Source organism: Sphingomonas sp. CFBP 8760 (genome assembly GCF_014841615.1).
Lineage (GTDB): Bacteria > Pseudomonadota > Alphaproteobacteria > Sphingomonadales > Sphingomonadaceae > Sphingomonas.
On record NZ_JACYUG010000005.1, the window covers coordinates 12,059 to 31,033 of the forward strand.

At 60.4% G+C, this 18,975-nt stretch carries 19 protein-coding genes and 1 riboswitch; of the genes, 7 read left to right on the forward strand and 12 right to left on the reverse strand.

The window, feature by feature from the left end; translation table 11 throughout:
* Window positions 1–55: 55 nt before the first annotated feature.
* The 4 genes from IFT82_RS07990 to IFT82_RS08005 form a co-directional block, all read right to left on the reverse strand.
* Window positions 56–247 (reverse strand): hypothetical protein, encoded by a 192-nt coding sequence (locus IFT82_RS07990; protein WP_192125827.1) that lies wholly within the window; start codon window positions 245–247, stop codon window positions 56–58.
* A gap of 187 nt (window positions 248–434) precedes the next feature.
* Window positions 435–1,013, reverse strand: a complete 579-nt coding sequence (locus IFT82_RS07995) for a hypothetical protein (RefSeq protein WP_192125828.1) — start codon at window positions 1,011–1,013, stop codon at window positions 435–437.
* 470 nt (window positions 1,014–1,483) lie between these two features.
* The gene (locus IFT82_RS08000; RefSeq protein ID WP_192125829.1) at window positions 1,484–2,128 is read right to left on the reverse strand and encodes a hypothetical protein; all 645 of its coding nucleotides are present in this window, start codon (window positions 2,126–2,128) and stop codon (window positions 1,484–1,486) included.
* 190 nt (window positions 2,129–2,318) lie between these two features.
* The gene (locus IFT82_RS08005; protein WP_192125830.1) at window positions 2,319–2,921 is read right to left on the reverse strand and encodes a hypothetical protein; all 603 of its coding nucleotides are present in this window, start codon (window positions 2,919–2,921) and stop codon (window positions 2,319–2,321) included.
* Window positions 2,922–4,908: 1,987 nt separating this feature from the next.
* Between IFT82_RS08005 and IFT82_RS08010 the strand changes: the two genes are divergently transcribed.
* Complete coding sequence (locus IFT82_RS08010) at window positions 4,909–5,577, forward strand: ParA family protein (protein ID WP_192125831.1); 669 nt, start codon at window positions 4,909–4,911, stop codon at window positions 5,575–5,577.
* Window positions 5,570–5,878 (forward strand): chromosome partitioning protein ParB, encoded by a 309-nt coding sequence (locus IFT82_RS08015; RefSeq protein WP_192125832.1) that lies wholly within the window; start codon window positions 5,570–5,572, stop codon window positions 5,876–5,878. Before IFT82_RS08010 ends, IFT82_RS08015 begins: the two co-directional genes overlap by 8 nt.
* 546 nt (window positions 5,879–6,424) lie before the next feature.
* Here the strand turns inward: IFT82_RS08015 and IFT82_RS08020 are convergent.
* Window positions 6,425–6,811: a type II toxin-antitoxin system VapC family toxin gene (locus tag IFT82_RS08020; RefSeq protein ID WP_056025177.1), complete on the reverse strand. Its 387-nt coding sequence runs from the start codon at window positions 6,809–6,811 to the stop codon at window positions 6,425–6,427.
* On the reverse strand, window positions 6,808–7,107 hold the full coding sequence (locus IFT82_RS08025) for an AbrB/MazE/SpoVT family DNA-binding domain-containing protein (protein WP_199860392.1): 300 nt from the start codon (window positions 7,105–7,107) through the stop codon (window positions 6,808–6,810). The genes IFT82_RS08020 and IFT82_RS08025 overlap by 4 nt, the downstream gene beginning before the upstream one ends.
* Window positions 7,108–7,431: 324 nt before the next feature.
* Between IFT82_RS08025 and IFT82_RS08030 the strand changes: the two genes are divergently transcribed.
* A complete protein-coding gene (locus IFT82_RS08030) occupies window positions 7,432–8,016 on the forward strand; it encodes a recombinase family protein (protein ID WP_056025183.1) in 585 nt (194 codons plus the stop codon).
* A 39-nt stretch (window positions 8,017–8,055) separates the two neighbouring features.
* Here IFT82_RS08030 and IFT82_RS08035 read toward each other — a convergent pair whose 3' ends face one another.
* The 4 genes from IFT82_RS08035 to IFT82_RS08050 all read right to left on the reverse strand — a co-directional run bounded on the left by IFT82_RS08035 (window position 8,056) and on the right by IFT82_RS08050 (window position 13,946).
* On the reverse strand, window positions 8,056–9,987 hold the full coding sequence (locus IFT82_RS08035) for a UvrD-helicase domain-containing protein (RefSeq protein WP_056025186.1): 1,932 nt from the start codon (window positions 9,985–9,987) through the stop codon (window positions 8,056–8,058).
* Window positions 9,984–11,945, reverse strand: coding sequence for an ATP-dependent nuclease (locus IFT82_RS08040; protein WP_056025189.1), 1,962 nt, complete (start codon window positions 11,943–11,945; stop codon window positions 9,984–9,986). Before IFT82_RS08040 ends, IFT82_RS08035 begins: the two co-directional genes overlap by 4 nt.
* A 316-nt stretch (window positions 11,946–12,261) precedes the next feature.
* Entirely contained in the window at window positions 12,262–12,561 is a 300-nt protein-coding gene (locus tag IFT82_RS20805) for a DUF190 domain-containing protein (RefSeq protein ID WP_235532453.1), read from the reverse strand.
* Window positions 12,562–12,587: 26 nt separating this feature from the next.
* Window positions 12,588–13,946: a voltage-gated chloride channel family protein gene (locus IFT82_RS08050; RefSeq protein WP_192125834.1), complete on the reverse strand. Its 1,359-nt coding sequence runs from the start codon at window positions 13,944–13,946 to the stop codon at window positions 12,588–12,590.
* Between the two features lie 23 nt (window positions 13,947–13,969).
* A riboswitch (Fluoride riboswitch) is annotated at window positions 13,970–14,046 on the reverse strand.
* A 164-nt stretch (window positions 14,047–14,210) separates the two neighbouring features.
* Here IFT82_RS08050 and IFT82_RS08055 point away from each other — a divergent pair.
* From IFT82_RS08055 to IFT82_RS08070, 4 genes are read left to right on the forward strand one after another with little or no spacing between them, the layout of a single operon-like run.
* Entirely contained in the window at window positions 14,211–14,576 is a 366-nt protein-coding gene (locus IFT82_RS08055; RefSeq protein ID WP_229668351.1) for a DUF305 domain-containing protein, read from the forward strand.
* A gap of 1 nt (window position 14,577) precedes the next feature.
* Entirely contained in the window at window positions 14,578–16,017 is a 1,440-nt protein-coding gene (locus IFT82_RS08060; protein WP_056025194.1) for a YncE family protein, read from the forward strand.
* Window position 16,018: 1 nt separating this feature from the next.
* Window positions 16,019–16,528, forward strand: a complete 510-nt coding sequence (locus IFT82_RS08065) for an RNA polymerase sigma factor (RefSeq protein WP_056025197.1) — start codon at window positions 16,019–16,021, stop codon at window positions 16,526–16,528.
* Complete coding sequence (locus tag IFT82_RS08070; protein ID WP_056025200.1) at window positions 16,525–17,295, forward strand: anti-sigma factor family protein; 771 nt, start codon at window positions 16,525–16,527, stop codon at window positions 17,293–17,295. Before IFT82_RS08065 ends, IFT82_RS08070 begins: the two co-directional genes overlap by 4 nt.
* A gap of 51 nt (window positions 17,296–17,346) precedes the next feature.
* Here IFT82_RS08070 and IFT82_RS08075 read toward each other — a convergent pair whose 3' ends face one another.
* Entirely contained in the window at window positions 17,347–17,859 is a 513-nt protein-coding gene (locus IFT82_RS08075) for an MgtC/SapB family protein (protein WP_052149081.1), read from the reverse strand.
* On the reverse strand, window positions 17,856–18,923 hold the full coding sequence (locus IFT82_RS08080) for a sulfite oxidase (RefSeq protein ID WP_056025203.1): 1,068 nt from the start codon (window positions 18,921–18,923) through the stop codon (window positions 17,856–17,858). Before IFT82_RS08080 ends, IFT82_RS08075 begins: the two co-directional genes overlap by 4 nt.
* Between the last annotated feature and the right edge of the window lie 52 nt (window positions 18,924–18,975).

Below are 18,975 nucleotides of genomic sequence, written 5' to 3' on the forward strand. Positions count from 1 at the left end.
AAGAAGGGGATGTGACGGCGAGTGATCGGCTGCCGTTACCGGCACCAGGTGCAGCCTAGTCGCCGTCGTCGTCGATGAGCTTCTGGACGCGACCGATCGGGGTATCGTCGATGGGCCGGATCGTCTCCCCGCAGCCCGGGCATTCGATGGTTCTCTCGAGACGAAGCGTCTTGTACTGCACGTTCAAGGTACGCCCGCAAACCGGGCATTCCATCTGTGCCGCGATGTCGTCGAGTTCGTGCGCCATGTCACCTGTCATAGTCCAGATGAGGTGTTCCCGGAAGCTGCCGCGCCGGAGCGACGCTGATGCCTGATCCGGCTGCTCATCAGCGGCAACCGGGATGGCCAAGCGTGTCGCACAAACGACCAGGAATTAAGGCACCGGATTGCCGACGACCAATGGCCGAAAGTGGTGGAAAGCTGTCTGTCCGCTTTTAGCGACAGACGCCAGTCTTGGGACATTCCCGCAGCAATATCACACGATCAACAATGATTTCCTGGCCTGACATTCCGAGATGGCCATAAGCGCCCGAATACAAGGTTTTCCGGCCGAAAAACTCGATGAACCATTTCCCCCCGCGCTGACGGGTTCTTTGGTCAAATTTCACGCGACTGGTGTTAAACCAGATAGTCGCAAGCCTAGCTTGCTCGAAACGCTCTCTCCATCCGGGGGATTTTGGATCGGTGCGTGGCCATTCGGGAGGGCTGGTGTTTTCTGGTATGAATCGTTGCCCTTCAAACTCATCAACCCAAACGCCTCGATAGCGGCGTGACATCTCCATTTTGTAGCATTGGTCGGTCGGCAGCGATCCGATCACGTTGGTTTGGATGTGATAGGTACAGGGGTATTCCCGTATCAAACGGCCGTCGTAGCGATAGCACCCGCGCCCAACGTCGACGTCGGCGCATCTCGTCGTCAGCAGGCGTGCGCGCTGCTGATCTTCCGCGCGAGCAAACACTCCGGGCTTGGGCGGGGCAAATTGCCCAAGCGCGGGACCGCTTATGTTTGTCATGACGCAGTTCAACGCTAAGATAAGTCGAGTTCTCAGCATAACAGCTCTCCGGCAGGCCTACTTGGAAAAGATGGCTGCTCCGGCAGCTTACAGATATGCTGTGCCTTACGACAACGTTTGAAGGTTGGCGCTTCCAGCCCGGCCACTTTCCGAGTCAAATTTTTTAACCAAAAATGTCAAGGTGCGGCCTTTTATGCAAGATCGCTTTCAACATTTCGGTCTAATGATCGCTAGCGTCGCGATGAGGTGGATTGCTGACGTGCTCTATTGTTGCAAAAATCACACCCCGCCCATCGTCTCGATTAATTGTATCCGTGGTAATAAATCAACACCACAACAGCATCCAATCGCTGATATTGATCGAATAAACTGACATATCTAATTATGTGGTATCGCCAATCAATGTTATATCGTTATTTTTGCATCATACTAAAAGTTTTAAATGCCCATACTTGTCGATACGCGGCAGGTTATCTACCGGACCAAGTCAGGTCAATCCAAGGAATGGCATGCTTATGCTTGCCCTCACCGATTAAGATTATTGATTGAGAAGCAGTGTGGAGATGTGGGAGCACCATCATTCCGCCGACGCGCAGCGGCAGGGTAGCAAGCACTGTGTGGCGCTGGCCGTCATAGACGATGATCTGGGACCGCTCAGCGGACCCTTCCGCATTCCATACGCCAAGCCAGGCATAGCCGCCGGTATGCACTTCGCTGGCAATTATAAACCGGTAGCCCGGTATCTGCGGCCAATAGGCAGCTTGATGTTCTACTACCCAATCGTAGAAGGCAGCCTTGCCAATGCGACCATTCGCTGGACCGGTGAAGTTGAAGGTATTCGGTATGTTCCAAGTGAACCAGCAGCCGCTTGAGTCGGAGAAGACTGCGCCACGATGATACCGGAGATCGACAAAGCGGGTATCATCCGACCGCAGCATGACGCCCCAATTGTAATCAAGTTGGCCTACGGTCTGATCAGCAGTAGTTTTGGACTGAGAGCCGCCCAGCTTTTCGACAGGCAATGGAGTCGACGTGATCGCGATTGGTTCGCCGACGGGCGCAGGACAGGATGGTGGTGAAATCACCGCCGCAAGTAAAGCGATATTCATCGTCATCGTCATTTCCTCAGATCATGTGCATTATGCATGATAAGCGGCAATCAGACTGCTCGCTGAAACTGCATCGCCATCGATAACGTGGCGATCTGGGCGCTACCTGCTTGGCAGCTTTGGCGACCCGCTACTCCGCTCGCGAACGTCGCGAAGCCGTGGCAAACGGAACGTTCACTCCTGCCGCCGGTACCGGTCATTGTAAGATATACAGTCTTTGTATTATCCTCGCGCCATCAAAACTCGGTGCATCTTCCTGCCAGCAGGCTTTGAGTGCAACCCCAGTTTCCTTCCACCACTCGTGAAAGGGGCCAATTTGTTCTTCGATTGAAATACGGGTTATCGTCATGTTGACCAGCGGATTACTAAGTGATTTGACGGCTACTGGCCTTCCCTCGATTTTTAAGTCAGTTGCATGACTGGCCCAGAAAGATTGAATGTTTGTCGCCCCGGCGAACGGCGGAATCGAAATTCGTGATAGGCGCTCAAGCGCAGAGACTAGCGCCGGGCATTGATCGCTATCGATCCAATCATGCCTGACTATCTCGGTTGGGGCACACCCGTCTTGCGAGTTACGGAATGCACAGGTGTCGATGTCCTTTTTAATGCGCTCGACGATCCAGCGTTTTGGATTGAGCGTATCTCGCGCTGTTGAGAAAGTCACGGCTTGATCGATCGAGCCCCCTAGCCATGCCCCGGCTTCGGTTACCTTGTATATTTCCTCCAATCCGTTCTGGGCGTGGCTTGGTGTGGCTAATAGCAGAATTAACCCGCACAACGCTGACAGTTTGAGAGACATGTTTTCTCCGTCTGGTGACCCGAGCGAATCATTGCGTAAGGTCATGAGCGGTACAACGGATCAATTTTAATCGCACTAAGACAGCAGAACGCATCGCCGTGTTGTGGCACCTATGTCTGCTTATGGGCGCTTCCCGTCAGGCCGCTTTCCTGCCCGATAGCAGTCCGTCGGGTTTCGGGTGATGTGCCCAGCTCGGGAGCCTCGGAACGGCACGAGCTGGTGGATTGCAGAAAGGCTGCTTTTAGGGAGACGAAGGGATTAGTCGGACACCGACAACCAATGCTGGTCGATCAAAGATTTACTTAAGGGCTTTAGGATTACCTAAAACACCGCATATAAACTTGTGCTGATTCAAGCACCATTCGTATGTGACTGGACTTGCCCCNCATACGCGGCCGAAACTTACCAGCCCGGAGGCGCTGAGATGAACGACGCGGAACCTCCGCAAAACTTGTTCGGCAACATTCCCACTACGGGCGGTCACTGCAACTGCACCCTCGGCTGCGACAGCGGGCATTCCAAGGAACTAAAGAAGAGGGGGGAAGAGGGGGAGCGAGACGCCGGAATGGCCCCTCCCCTCTAACTGACAGGCCACCGCGATGTTGACGCAAACCAATTTTTTCGCTCCAGCAGAGACCGTGGACGATGGCAGTACGTCCGTCGTCCCGCACCTGTCGGGGGAGCCGATTGCGGTGCAATGCGGTTTTCGCGACAGGCATAACAATCCATGCCACCAACTGGGAAACTGGCCGATCATTGACGCAGCAAAGCAGATGCTTTGCCGCGATGAGCCGATGATCCATTGCGACGCGCCTGCTTCAGGGGCGACCCCCCTGCCCCTGCCCCTGCCCCTGCCCCTGCCCCTGCCCCTGCCCCTGCCCTTGGCGTGACTGGCGGCGACGTCATATGGGGTGAGGAAGGGGCTGAGTATGGCGGCATCCAATAGCTCTGAGGTAGCCTCCGGTTCGTATATGAGCAGGGACTCGACCTTCATCCCTTACCCCGGCGTCCGTTGCCTATGCTATGCGGGTGTGTTGGAGCATCTACCACCGTTCTGGACAATCGAACCCTGTCGTTTGTGTAGGCGACCGCTAACTTTGGTCAGATTGATAAGACGCCCTAGGCTTTACCAGCTGTGCAACGTCATCGATTTGGTGGGCTCTGTCTACGGTGCCGTGACGATGCCTCTGGTGCTCTCTTTCGCGGTTTCCGAGATGGACCTCGGACGTTCGCAAAGGGGGTGACGATCCTGCTGTTCATCATCGGATCGCTGCTGCTGGTTGACGGCGCACTCAGCCTGAAAACGGCTATCACCGCACATTTCAGACGGCAAGATGCGGCTTAGCTGGGCGCATTTTGGGAGATGGCAAGGCGCTGGCAGGCTTGCTGGCGACCGCATTGCTCTTCGTAGGGTTAACGCCTTTAAGGTGTAGCGCATCGGGGTAGTCAAATAGCGTGTCGAAACCAAATATTGTCGCATCTCCCCTCAACGGAAACGGTCATATGCCGCTCAGCGATGAAGTTTGACGTGACGCCGATCCTTCAGTCAGTGCCAAGCAAAAACCTATCTGATTAGAAGTGTAACCCGGTTAAAATACCTACCGGATTGGTATTTGCTCGCCACGTTTTATGCTAAAACTCTTAATACGGATCTCGATCCCCAAGCCACGATATGCTCCCCTCAAATAGGTCATTGCTCGTACCGGATTGGTAGATACACCCGGTTGCCATGAATACCGAATAAATTCATGAACCAGGTAGAAAAGTCTACCTGATATAAAAAATAATCAGATTGTTATGAAAATCAGGTTAATTAACTAACCAGATTACAAACTTAACCAGATTAATTAGGCAACCCGGTTTGCGTGGCGACCGGGTTGGCGAAGCAATCTGGTTCTGATACAGACCAGGTAAGCCATAGGTATGACGGCCAATCCGGTTCGTCAGAAAACCGGATTAGTATCAAACGTCATAGGAGGCGTTCATCATGCCGACGATTGCTATCGCATCGCCTAAGGGTGGAGCTGGGAAGAGTACAACGGCGGTCATCCTCGCAACCGAGCTTGCGCATGCCGGCGTTCCGGTAACCCTTCTTGACTGCGACCCAAACAGGTCGGTGAGCCTTTGGGCGTCCCGCGGAACGCTTCCTGAACGCATCGAAGTGATCGCAGACGTATCAGAATCGACGATCATCAAGACCATCAAGCAGTATGACCGGGACCAGCATATTGTCGTTGTCGACCTCGAAGGGGTGGCATCGAGGCTGATGTCACGAGCCATCTCCCAAGCGGACCTTGTCATCACCCCAATGCGAGCGACAACCCTGGACGCGACAGTAGGCGCCAGAACGATCAGGCTCATAGCCGAAGAAGAAGAAGCTCTTGGCCGGGATATTCCGTTGGCGATTGCCTTCACGATGACGAAGACAATCCGCTCGAAGCAGCATTCGGGGATCGTCGCATCGCTTAAAGAGAGTGGTGTTGACGTCATCGAGCCGGATCTCCTCGAGCGATCGGCTTTCTCGGCGCTCTTTGAGTTTGGGGGCGACCTCTATTCTATGCCAGCGCAGGGCAACGCGGTTGCAGCCCGTGAGAATGCTGCGAAGTTTACCCAAGCGGTTTTAAACCGTCTCATGCAGGGAGGCGAGAATGTCTGATAACGCACCATTCCAAATTGACATCAAAGGCCTTCGCTCGAAAAGTAAGCCAGCGGACAATCGCTCTGTCGCAGCAGCCGATGCAGCAGGCGAAGAGCATGGCTTTTTTCCAAGGGAGCCCGGTGCAAGAAGGGGCGGGCGACGACCGAGCCCACGAACTGGTCAGATCCATGCAAAGGTGCTTCCTGACGTTGCTGAAGGGATTGCGGAAGAGGCGCAACGCCGTGGCGTGACCCAGGGGGTCGTCATCGAAGAAGCTTGGGCGCTCTACGAGCAGCAAGCACGAAAGGCTGATCGGTAACGCCCGGCACCGACGAAAAGGGGCAATTTTGACGAAGTTGTGTTCTTTGCAGTCGGGTACACTGGGCGAGCAGCTTGCGGTGATAATGCTGACATGCTCGACTATGCCGCCTATATCCGCCCGGTGGGCGCTCCGGTCCACGATTTGATGGTTGTGATCGCGGATTAGCCCACCCAATCGTGGATGGAAATCAGCTCACCGTGCGTCCTCCTTTTGGACTTGCGTTTATCGGTAACTGTCAGGTGTTTGACGACAGGGGGGGGGGGGGCATGTCGTCCTGCACGTTTTGGTCCTTTATGGGTGGTCCGTATTTGCGCGGTCCTTTTTAAGCCCTCAAACGCACCATAAGGGACCAGTCAGGGGCTGGTGCCTATAGGGTATGCCTAAGAACGACCAGACGGTTCGCCAGACTTGTATCAGGTGCGGGGCAGGGGCTTTCCCGAACGCGAGGCAGTCCTAGTGCCAACCGTCCGTTTCAGCGAAAGGAACTACCGTCGTCGAAAGCACGAAGTTAGCGACGCTGATCGAGGCAGAAGTAGGCTGCGGCTAGCGGATGTGCTCGAGCTTCAGGCTCTTGACCTTCACCTTCTTCCACTCGCGATCTGCAGTGAGAGCAGGGACGCCGAGCTGGAGCGCCAGTGCAAGGCAGGATCGGTCACCAAGACCACGGCCAAATTGGCGCGTTTGTTCGTGCAAAGCGGCAGCGGCGTAGGCTGCGTCGACATTATGGGCACGAACATCTAGCCGTAGTTCGTCGAGCAGTTCGCGGATGAGGGGTTCGTCAAGGCCGCTGACAAGCAGCTCTTTGATAACCTCCTGAAGATTGACTGCCGATATAGCTGCACGTCCGATGTGGGTAGCGACCTTATTGGCGCCGGGTTCGTCTCGAACCAACGCGAGCACGGCAGATGCATCGAGAACTGCGGACGTCATTGTGCGCCTCGCTCATCTCCACCCGATGCAACCTCACCGTGCTCAATGGCGGCTTCGACCCTCCGGTCGTCCAAGAAGTCTTCGGTCGTGCGCCCATGTTTGGCATGCTCGCGATACAGCGCTTGTGCCCGCGATACGCCATGGCCGATTGGCGACAGGCGGACCTGATCGTCCTCGACCGTTAGGATGACCTTGGCATCACCGTGCAACCCCATAGCCTTTCGAACTGATGCCGGAAGCACCATGCGACCATTGCTCGCCACTTTGATATCTATGGTCTGTGTAGCCACTGCCATTTCCTCGCCGATCGATCACAGGTCGAACTATGGCATGTGAAGAGAAATGGCACAATGGGCCTAAGCGGTAAAGGCTGTGAACGGACGCGATCGAGCTTCTGTCAACTTATGGAGATTGTCGGCCGGGAGCTTCAACGATGATGCTGTATCATGCCCATGGCACATCGATGACACCTATCGGGTCTTCGCGGCCGGCCTCACAAACGATCGATTTTGAAGCGCCGCCATGTGAGAAGGTCTAGCAGGGGTCACCGGCGTATCAAAACACATTCTCGATTGCTGGTGCTCGTGCTAAGTACACGAGATGAGTTTTGAGAACGCTTAATGCTGATTGGCTATGCACGGGTCTCGACACCCGAACAGGATTTGACGCCCCAGCTCGACGCCTTGCGCGAGGCGGGCTGCGATCGGACGTTCAGCGACAAGGCCAGCGGTGCCAAGGCAAACCGGATCGGCTTGGCTGACGCCTTGTCGCACGCCCGAGCGGGGGATGTACTAATCGTTTGGAAGCTCGATCGTCTGGGCCGAACGATGAAGGGACTCGTGGACCTAGCCGCTGAATTGGCCGAGCGCAGCATCGGCTTCCGGTCGCTCACCGATGGGATCGACACCGCCGGTACGGCCGGCAAGCTCGTTTTCCATATCATGGCGGCGATGGCGGAAATGGAGCGGGACCTGAACCGTGAGCGTACAACAGCCGCGCTGATGGTGGCACGTCGCGAGGGAAGGGTGGGCGGCCGCAAGACGGTGATGACACCCAAGCGGCTCGAGGCGGCGCGCAAGCTTTTGGCGTCGGGCATGCCGATGCGCGAAATAGCGCCGGCGATCGGTGTCTCCGTTCCTACGCTGTATCGGCATCTTCCTGCCCCGGAGCAGGTGCTCATCAGCGCAAACGTCACGGGCGACTGATGCACCCTCGCTTCGTCGCTGAGGTTCCAAGCTTCGCACTCACACGCGGCGCTCGGGAACGTTTGCCGCGCGTAACAGATCGAAGATTTCCTCGATCTTTCGGTTCCGGTCCCTGCTTGTGCGGGTCATCAGAAGTCGTTCCCGTGCCCGCGATGCGGCGACGAAGAACACGGAGTGACCCTCATCGGTGTTCCTGTCGAAGCTCCACCACTGGTCGTCATTCAGCCCAAGCAGCACCACAAGGTCATATTCGAGGCCCTTGCTCTTGGTGATGGTCAAGAGGGGAACCTGCCCGATGCCACGAAATCGATCGATCGCATCGGACCACGACGTTGTGGCCTCGGCGCATTCGATCAAGAAGTCCGCGCTCGCCTTCCTGATGCTTTCGAAAAAGTCGCCGGTGGCATATTGAGGCGCCAGGCTCCGCAGCCGGTCCAGCCCGACACACTCTTCGATCGCTCCAATACGTGCGCGTACCTCGTCGGGCTCCGGCTTGACACGAGGATCGATCCGGTTCTCGGTATGGAACTTATCAACTCGGGTGGCCAAGGCGCGCTCAGCGGTCTCGTCGTCGTCGATCTCTATCCCCTCGGCTGCGGCGAAATGGTCCATCGCCGCACTCCAGAGCGTGCCACCATATTTGCGCGAGCAGAACTCCAGGAGATCAAGCAGGAAGCGAGAATACGCTTCGGTCATCAGCTCCTGTATCGTGGCGCCGCCGACGTCCCGATCCTCGTTGCGAAGGGTGACGCTCTCGCGGTCAAAGGCGTCGCGCAGGCGCTCCTCCCACTCGGGTGCGCGTTGACGCACGAGCAACCCGATCACTCGTGGATCGGTCCCGTCGGCGATCGCCTCGGCCACGAGCTTCGCCACGGCCTCGGCCTCAGCGTTTTCGTGGTCGGCGACGAGCACCGAACAGATTTCCTCGTCGGGAAGGTCGGGTGCCTTGCGCACCGCCACGAAGTCCGGTTCCTCCGGCGCCAGGCGAGCTTTGAGGATGTTCAGGATCGCGACGATTCGCTCGTTGCTTCGATAGTTTTTGGTGAGACTGAGCCGCCCGTGAGCGGACGCGACGCTAAGGAAGTCCTGCTCAAAAGCCTCGAACACGTCCTGACGGGCGCCCGCCCAGCCCATGATACGCTGCTTTGTGTCGCCAACGGCGGTCAAGACCGTCTCGGAACCCTCAAACATCGCCGCCACCAAGGCATATTGAACCGATGTGGTATCCTGGAACTCGTCGAGAAAGACATGGCTGTAGGTCGCGCGCAGCGCGGTGCGGATCATGGGATTGGCCGTGATCGCAGCCGCTGCAAGGATGCCGATCTGTGGGAACGTCAGCGAAGGCGGGCTTGCGATCAGGCCCTCGCGCAGTGCCACGAGTTGGAGAAAAGCTGCCGTTGATGAGGCTGTAAGCGGCTCGAGACAAAGCGCCTGCACGCCCCGGCTATACTCGTCGAAGCCAACCGCATGGACGGCGTGCTCCTGAGGCTGCCCCCCCAACATCTGGGCTGCCCAGCCGACAGACCCGGAGGCAGTCTTCAAGGCGTCGACGACCGACAACTGAAACTGTCCGTAGCCCTGCCGCGGCGGCTGCGCGCGGCCGATCTTGTACATACCGGAGAGCGCCAGGTGGTTGGGAAGCGCGCGCCAGAAGCGGTCGAGAAGCTGTTTGGCGAACGCGTCGAAGGTATAGGAATCGAGCTGGCGGGCGAGCGCCCGGCCGCAGCGCTTCTCGACCCGTTCCCGCAGGTTGCTGGCGGCATCGCGCTTGAAGCTGATTGCCAGGATGCGCCGCGGGTAGGCACAACGCCCCGTCTGGAGCAGGAAAGCGGCACGCTGGCCGAGAAGCTCAGTCTTGCCGGTCCCAGGCCCCGCAACCACCAGCGTGCTTCCCGTGGCCGTCACGGCACCGAGTGCCGCCGGCTCAAGCGCTGCAACTTCGATCGGCTTCCAATCATCGGGCTTGATCATGCGATCGGTGCTTCAAGAGAGGCTTTCACATGCGCGACGAGGCGCGCAAGGACCTTTGGGATCTCCGGCTGAATATCGGCATCTTCATCGGCTTCGAGGGTCGCCAACGCGAACAGATGCGCGGCGGGCTTGCCGCGGCTCCCAAGGAACAGATATTTGTACCACGAGAAGAGCGGCCAGTTCTTGTCGGCTTCATAAGGTGCAACGCCAAAGCCGTCGGCTCCGACCACCTCCTTAGCCGCCTTGGCGATCACGTCCGCGTCATCGGCGCCACGAGGCCCGGTCGCACGATCCGGCAACGTCTTATAGGCGTCCGGAAAAGCCTCAACCATCAGCATGTCGAGGTCGAGTGGCGCGGAGAAGAAAACGCCGAACTGCTCGAGCCAAGCCATCCAATCCTGGAGGAATTTATCTGTCGCACTCCCCTCACCCCAGGCCGGGGGACGCTTGAGCTCAATGGCGGCATCGAGCCATTTCTGCTGCTCCGCACTGCGCGGGTGTCCGCCAGACGTGAGCGCCTTTGCAACCGAGCTGAACTGCACATAATCACCACTGCTTCGCCCCAGATCGAGGTCGAGGAGGGTGGAGTGGGGGATGCCAAGCTGTTCGACCAAACGCCAGAAATGCTGGATATGACGGCCACCGACGGGCACGATCGCGACGAATGAGCGATCCATGGGCACGCCAATCTTCTCGGCGAGCCAGGGCAGCACGATCTCCTCGGACGCACCTTCGCCGAAAATAGCGTGGCGCGCGAAGTAGATTTCTGGGTGCGCTCGTACCGCCTCGCGGACGAACTTCGCCGCTTCGGTACCATCCTCCGGAAGAGCAAGGGCGCAGACCGTTGACAGGCCGGTCTTTGTTTCCCGGCGAATATGCCGGATCGCCTTGGGTTCAATCCGTCCCACGATCGAGGGCGCATGACTGGTGAGCACGCCTTGCACACGGGCAGTCTTCGTCAGCACGCTCAGCTGCATCAACAGGCGCGCCAGGAAAAACGGCGCCAGATGGTTCTCTGGCTCCTCGAAGGCGAACACCGTCAGCGCGGGAGCGCGAGCAAAAGCCGCTTCGAATGGCGGCGTTTTGGCATCGCGGACCTCCGCCTCGAGCTCAAGCTTGAGGTCCAGCAGCGCCTTTACCAAGGCAAAGTGGAAGAGTGATCGCTGGCCATCGCTGAGATCCTCGACCGTCATGGTCCGGCCTTGCGACGACGGGCTGAGTTGAATTGTGGCAGATCGCACGATCTGCTGGAGATCAGGCGCGAGCACCGCCAATTTGGCAGTCGTGCCGGTTTCCGCCGTATTGAGTTCGCTCCAGCAAGCGTTGATAGCAGCGTTCACCCGCGCTAGCGCGCCTTCCGCGTCGAGCTTCTCGGCGGCCTTGGCGACGAGTTCGGCGATCTCGTCCTTGTTCTGCCAAACCACAGCGTTCATGAGGCTGCGCCCTAGGCTCTTCACTGTAAGCTGGGTGAGCGCGGTCACATCGCGCGATGCCGGTATGTAGCGCACAACGATGTGGCTGCGTTCGCTCGCCGAAACCTTGCGCTTCACCAAGGCGCTACCTTCGCCGGTCGGAACATCGTCAGGCGTCAGGATCCAGAAGAGCTTCTCCTCGATCACACCGTCGAGCGTCCCGCCGAGCTCCCACGTGGCTTCGAGACGCAGCCGCGCAAACGGCGCCGCACCGGGGCTGGTCACAATCATATGGCGGAAGGCTGAGGGTACCGTGCGCTCGGCGTCTGCGTCGCCCCCGTCTAGCTCTGGAAACGCAATCTCGACTTCCAGGAACAGCTCACGTTTGGCAACGCTTTCAAGTCGCTCGCCAGGCTCGACGAAAAAGTCAGCCGGCTGGATCTTGCGCTCGTCTCGGGTCTCGCCGAAGAGACGCAACAGTGCTTGAAGCATGGCGCTCTTGCCCGCGCCATTTCGGCCGATGAAGACAGTCGTATCGACCGCCATGTCGACGATTACAGGGTGAGGTCCATCAATGACCTCATGATTGTAGTTTGAACTGGCAAACCCCCGAAATTTCCACAGCTTGAGCGTTTTTAGATGCACATCGCCCCCGTTTTCATTCCTGCCCCCGAAGCCGCAATCGCGGCTTCGGCGATGACTAGCACTAAGGCCTGCTTTGGGCGACGATCTTAGGCGCTGGAGCAGAAAGCGGTGCCAGGGCCGCCGCTCGGAAATGCCGATCGATCGCGGTCGATGTCAGAACTACCAAGGGTCATCGCAGGAACGCTTCGCCAGCGTATGCTAAGCGCCGGCGAACGTCTCACAATCGATGGTGATTTGGGACAGGGCGATCGTTCCCGGATGGCAGGAAGTGGGGACTTTCCTGCCAGTCAGCTTCAGGATCGGAACGGTTGAATGCCGCCGGGCCGCGATTGCTGAAGCCGTAATGCATGTTCTGCGCGACGGCGTTGATGATGCCGTCCGCCTTCGCGGTGCGGATCAGCTCGCGATAGAAAGGTTTCGCACCCCAGAAGCGACGTGGGCCGACCTTGTCAGACGGCTTCAAATAGATGCGCAGCATTCCAACCTCGCGGTGCTGGACGGTGAAACGATCAGGCATAACGGGCCTTTCGATAGGAAGCAGGATCAGACGCGCGAGCGTCGGCGGGAAGCACGGTGCGTGCGGGCATCACGCAGGGTCGCACCGGGTGTGAGGTGCGCAGCAGGCACCTTGGGGACTGCGACGCGCTGCGACAGATAAATGCCGTTATGACCCGAGCAAAGGTAGGCGACGAAGCATGCGACCGCGATCGGCACAGCATAGGCCGCCCCGAACAATTCGATCCCCATGAACGTGCAGGCAAGCGGCGTGTTGGCAGCACCCGCGAACAGCGCAACGAAGCCGATCGCCGCGAAGACCCCCGTCGGCACTCCGAACATGGGCGCGAGCGCATTGCCGAGCGCCGCGCCAATGAAGAACAGCGGCGTCACCTCTCCGCCCTTGAAGCCAGCGCTCAGGGTCACGACGGTAAAGAGCAGCTTCAGCGCCCAGCTCCATGGATGGGTGTCGGGACCAAAGAAGCTGGCGATGGTCAGGCCGTCCGATGTCGCGGCGAGCGTGCCAAGGCCGAGATAGTCGCGCGTTCCGAACAGCCAGACCAGTGCGATCACGGCCACGCCACCGATGACGGGTCGTAGTGGGCCATAAGGCACCATGCGCTTCAGCCATCCGCCAAACGCATGATTGGCCTCCGCAAAAGCTAGTCCGACCAACCCGAATACGACGCCCGCGACGCCAGCCTTGATGACGATTAGAGCGTCGACCGGCACTGTCGCATCGACCTGGTAGATACCGTGGTGAATGCCCCAGGCAAGACAGGTCCAGTCGCCGACCAGTGCCGCGACCAGGCACGGCACCAGCGCGCGATACTCGACCCGGCCAATCGCCAGCACCTCCAGCGCGAAGACCGCTCCCGCAATCGGCGTCCCGAACACTGCGCCGAACCCTGCCGCGATCCCGGTCATCAGCAGGATGCGCGTTGCTTGCGTATCCAGCTTGAGGGCGCGCCCGAACCCGCCGGAAAGACTGCCGCCCAATTGCACGGCGGTGCCTTCGCGCCCCGCCGATCCACCAAACAGATGTGTCACGACCGTGCCGAAGAAAATGAGCGGGGCCATGCGCAGCGGCACGCCGCCCCCCGGTTCGTGGATCTGCTCGACGATAAGATTGTTGCCACCTTCGACCGAGCGCCCTGTCAGATGGTAGAGCAGTCCGACCATGAACCCGCCGATCGGTAGCAGGTAGAGCAGCCCGGGAAAGGCAAAGCGAAGCCGGGTCACGGCATCGAGGCTCCACAGGAAGGCCGCGCAGAGCGTTCCCACCGTTGCGGCCATCGGGACCAGGATCAAAGCCCACCGCAGCACCGACATGGCATGGGTGCGGCGATCGCGAATGAACGCTGCCATGTTGAACTGGTCGTAGAGATTGCGAAATGTCGCGCGCATGATTCCTCCTTGCTGCCTTGCGGCGCCTGGTAGGAATCATCGGCCCTTGCGAGGGCGGTTCGGCCGAATGGCCCGGCGGAAATCCATCGCCGTGCCCGAGCATATGCTGTCCGACGGCGACCTGGTCAACCAACGGCAGGGTCACGACGAGACCATTGTTTTGCTGAGGATCAATAATCGGCTCACCCATGGAATAAACCCCGACGGGCGTCGTCTACGCTTTCGAGACTGATGCGCCGGAGGCTTATGCGTAGACGAAATTGGATGCTGGGTCTGACTGCTTCGGCCATGCTCACCGGCGCAGTCGCGGCCGCCCCCGCCGATGGCTACGCCAGCATGGTATCTGCCGCGATGGACCGGATGATGGCGGGCATGATGGTCAAGCCGTCCGGCGACGTCGACCGCGATTTCGTCGCGATGATGCTTCCGCATCACCAGGGCGCCATTGATATGGCGGTGGCAGAGCTGCGCTACGGCCATAACGAGCAGCTCAAGCGCATCGCGCAGGAGATCATCATCGATCAGCAGCAGGAGATCGCCGCCATGAAGCTGGCGATCGGTCAGCCGCTACCCCCTTCGACGCCAGCCCCGACGCAGGGCGGCGACCACCACAGCCATATGGAGCACTGACATGATCCGGACCTTCCTGCGCTCGGCCGCCTTGCTGATGAGCGCCGCACCGGGCATTGCCATGGCTCAGCAGGCGCCGTGGAACGCCAAGGACGTGCCTGTCAGCCACCGCGACCGCGTCTATGCATCCGAACAATTCTCCAACACGGTGTCGGTAACGGACCCGGCCGACAACAGGTTGCTCGGCGTCATCAAGCTCGGCGATCCGCAGCCGATGAATTTTTCCCCGCTCTACAAGGGGCAGGTGCTGGTTCACGGCCTCGGCTTCTCGCCGGACGGGAAAACACTGGCGGTCGTGTCGATCGGATCCAACGCCGTGTCGTGGATCGACACCGCCACCAACACCGTCAAGCACACGACCTATGTCGGGCGCAGTCCGCATGAGGCGTTCTTCACGCCGGACGGCAAGGAGGTGTGGGTTACGGTACGCGGCGAGGATTACATCGCCGTGCTCGACCCCACGACGTACAAGGAGACCGGTCGCATCAAGACGCCCGGTGGTCCGGGCATGACGATCTTCTCTCCCGATGGCCGATACGGCTATGTCTGTTCCTCATTCAATCCGGTGCTGGCCGTGTTCGATGTCTCGACCCACGCGCAGGTCGGACAGGTGGCGCAGCCGAGTCCGTTCTGTCCCAACATCGCCGCGACGCCGGACGGCAAGCAGGTGTGGTTCACGCTGAAGGACATCGGCAAGACGGTCGCATTCGATGCCAGGCCGCCTTTCGCGATCCTCAAGGTGCTGGATACCGGACCGATCACCAATCACGTCAACTTCGCCCGCACGGTCAGGGGACAGTTCGCCTATGTCACGGTGGGCGGGGAAAACGCGGTGAAGGTGTTCCGCACGTCCGACTTCGCGCTTGTCGCCACCATCCCGGTCGGCAAGATGCCGCACGGCGTCTGGCCATCGGGCGACGGCCGGCGCATCTATGTCGGGCTGGAGAATGCCGATGAACTTGCCGCGATCGACACCGCCGGCAACAAGGTCGTTGCCACCGTGCCGGTCGGACAGGCACCGCAGGCGATCGCCTATGTGCCGAACGCTGTTCCGACAGGCCCCGGCACCGACAATCTCCAACCGCTCGGTACGGCAGGCAAGGCGGTGCATCTGAACATGGGGCCGGTTGGCGGCAATGGTGCGGCAAGCAGCATTACCCTCTTCGACCAGGGCATCATTCAGGTCGTGCAGAGTGCCGTTACCGGTCTGCAGCCCAAGAAGCCTTACATGCTCGTGCTCACCGCCAACGCGGACGGCAGCGGTGCGGTAGAGCCGCTTGCGAACTTCATGAGCAATCCGGCAGGTGCGGCGATCGTCAACGCATCGGGTCCGATCCGGCAGATCGTTCAGGGCAGTGCAGCGGCCCCCCGGCGCTTTCTGGCGGTCGCCGAGGTGGTGAATGGCGCACCGGGCCGCATCGTGCAGGTGCAGCGCGACTGAGATGGACCCGCTTGCCGCCGCGATCGAGCCCCTGGTCCCCGGTCTGCGCCGTTATGCCCGGTCGTGGTTGCGCGATCAGGCGATGGCGGATGACCTGGTGCAGGATTGCCTTGAGCGCGCGGTCGGGCGCTGGCGGCAACGACGCGGGACGGAGGTTCGCCCCTGGGTCTATGCAATCCTGCATAATCTGTTGGTCGATCATAAGCGGCAGCATGTCCGGCGAGGTACGGCGGTTCCGCTCCACCTCGTGGACGACGCTGCTCTCGGCCTCCCGGCCGATCAGGACGCAGGCCTGCACCACCGAGACCTGTTGCGCGCACTTGATGCGTTGCCCGAGGAGCAGCGGACGGTGCTGCTCCTCATTTCCGTCGAAGGTCTGTCATATGGGGAAGTCGCTGCCGTCGTCGGTGTGCCGCTGGGAACGGTGATGTCGCGCATATCGCGGGGGCGCGACCGTCTGGCGACGCTCCTCCGGGAGGGTGAACGGCCACGATTAAGGAGTATTCGATGACCAGCCCGATCGGAGAGGACGATCTGGCCGCGTGGATCGATGGCAGGCTGTCGCCCGAGCGGCAGCGTCTGGTCGACGCTTACCTTGAAGGCCAGCCGGACGTGCATGCCCGTTTGCGGGAGCAGGCGGAGCAGGCGCGAGCCCTTGCATCGCTTTTCGCTCCAATCGCGGATGAACCTATCCCGGCGACGATGCGCGTCGCAGCCATCAGGGGACGGCAACGCCAACCGCGTTGGCAACTCGCCATCGCCGCGTCGCTTCTGCTGGCGGTCGGGTTTGGCGGGGGCTGGTCGAGTGCGCGTTGGAGCGGCGAACCCCGCGCGGGCATCGCGGCGCTGGCCAACGAGGCGAGTGACAATTTCCGTGTCTATGCCGCCGACCGGATACGACCGGCGGAAATCGGCCCCGACCAGCGCGCCATGCTGATCCGGTGGACCTCCGCCCGATTGGGTGAGCGCGTGACCATCCCGGACCTCAGCACAGCCGGTTACCGCTATGGCGGGGGGCGATTGGTCGCGACGCCCCACGGCCCTGCGGCTCTTCTCCTCTACGATGGACCGCAAGCGTCAAAGCTCGCGGTGCTGACGAGGCCTATGCAAATCGACAAGAGCGCAAGCATGACCAGCACGTCCAGCGGGACCATGGGCCGGGTCACATGGGCTGTCGACGGGATCGGCTATAGTGTAGTGGGCGAGCGACCCGCTGCCGAGCTGCATCCGATCGCCGATGAGGTCCGGCGCCAGGCCGATGCGGGGCTTGTCTCCTGATAGCGCCTGGCCGCTTCTTAGCGCCGACAGGCACTGGGCGGACCAGCGGGATCACGGCTTGCGCTCGGCATCCTTCCGGTCGGCCTCTGCCGGAGTCAGCCTGGCCCGCTCGCGAATGCGACGTTCGAGCGGAGCGCCCGCGAACAGTACGAGCATCGCAAGGCTCAACCCGCCGATGATGAGCGGCCACACCGCCAACCCTGCTGCCGCGCCGATCGTGGCCGTGACCCAGATGCACGCGGCGGTCGCCAATCCATGCACTTCCTGACCCTGGCCGACCCGCAGCACCGCGCCGGCACCGATGAAGCCGACGCCGGACAGAATGCCCTGCATCGCCCGTCCTGCGGCATCGGCGTTTACGTTCGGCAAGCCACTGTGCACGATCGCCTGCACGGCGATGCAGCTCGCCAGACCGACCAGACCCAGCGTTCGCAATCCCATGATCTGCCGGTTCTCGCGCGAGCGTTCCCAGCCGAGCACCATCCCAGCCGCGGTCGCCACCACCAGCCGCCCGATCGCATCGATCCAGAAGCCGAGGTCCGATGCCGCTGATGCTTCGATCATTCGACCAGCACGTGCACATGATGCCAGGCGGTGCACAGATAGCCGGCGAAGTTCCACACCGTATCCGGCCGCTCGGGCTGACCCTGTCCAGTCTCGTCGAAGGCGCGCACGACAAGGTGCTGGCGCCCCTTGGCGAGCGTGGCGTCGAGGGTCCAGCGCCGCCAACCCCAGTGCGCCTCCGGATCATCGGTGAACGTCGCCTGTTGCCAGTCGCGACCACCGTTTACCGACACTTCGACCCGAGAGACGCGGCGATCATAGGCGATGGCATAGCCCTCGATCCGCACCTCCCCGGCCGGCAGGCTTTCGCCAGAGCCGGGCACGCAGATCGCGGCGTTGAGCGGCATGGCATTGATGGTCAGACCCTGGCTCCAGTCGACGGTGTCGCTCGTCACATCGGCAGGAAAGAGCTTGTAGTCGTGCGCCTGGATCGGTGCGTCGGATGGCGTCTCGCGCACCTCGATCCGTGTCAGCCATTTGGCGCTCCGCACCCCGGCATAGCCCGGCACCACCATGCGGAGCGGTGCGCCGTGTTCGGGCGTCAGCGGCTCGCCGTTCATCGCCCAGGCAATAAGGACGTCGGGTTGCCGCGCCTTGTCCATGGCGATCGAGACCCCGAACAATGCTTCCTCGCCTTCGACGTCCACCTCGTCCGCGCCGGTGAACGCCACGAACAGGTCGGACGCATTCGGCGCACCGACGGCATCCAGTACGTCGGACAGTCGTACGCCGGTCCATTCCGCATTGCCGATCGCGCCCACGTCCCAGGGGTCGCCGGACGTTTTAGCGACCTGCTGGAGATCCGTGCGCCGGTTGCCGGCGCACTGGAGAACTGCCGTCACCGTCCGCGTGGCCAACGCGCTTTTCAGTTCCTCCACCGAGAAGGAGCGGCTCGCCATGCCCGTCCCGCTCACTGCGATCCGGTGATCGGCAGGCAGATCGGGCACTGCACCATGGCTGCGCACGTAGAACAGCGCCTGCGGCGTCAGGAACCGCTCGATCAGCGCGCCGGGCGTCGGCTCGGCGTTGTAGGGATCGGATTTGCGCTCGATCATATCAGTCATGGACGAACCAACGCCGCAAGCGCGCGGATCGCTTCAAGCCTTCAAGACTATC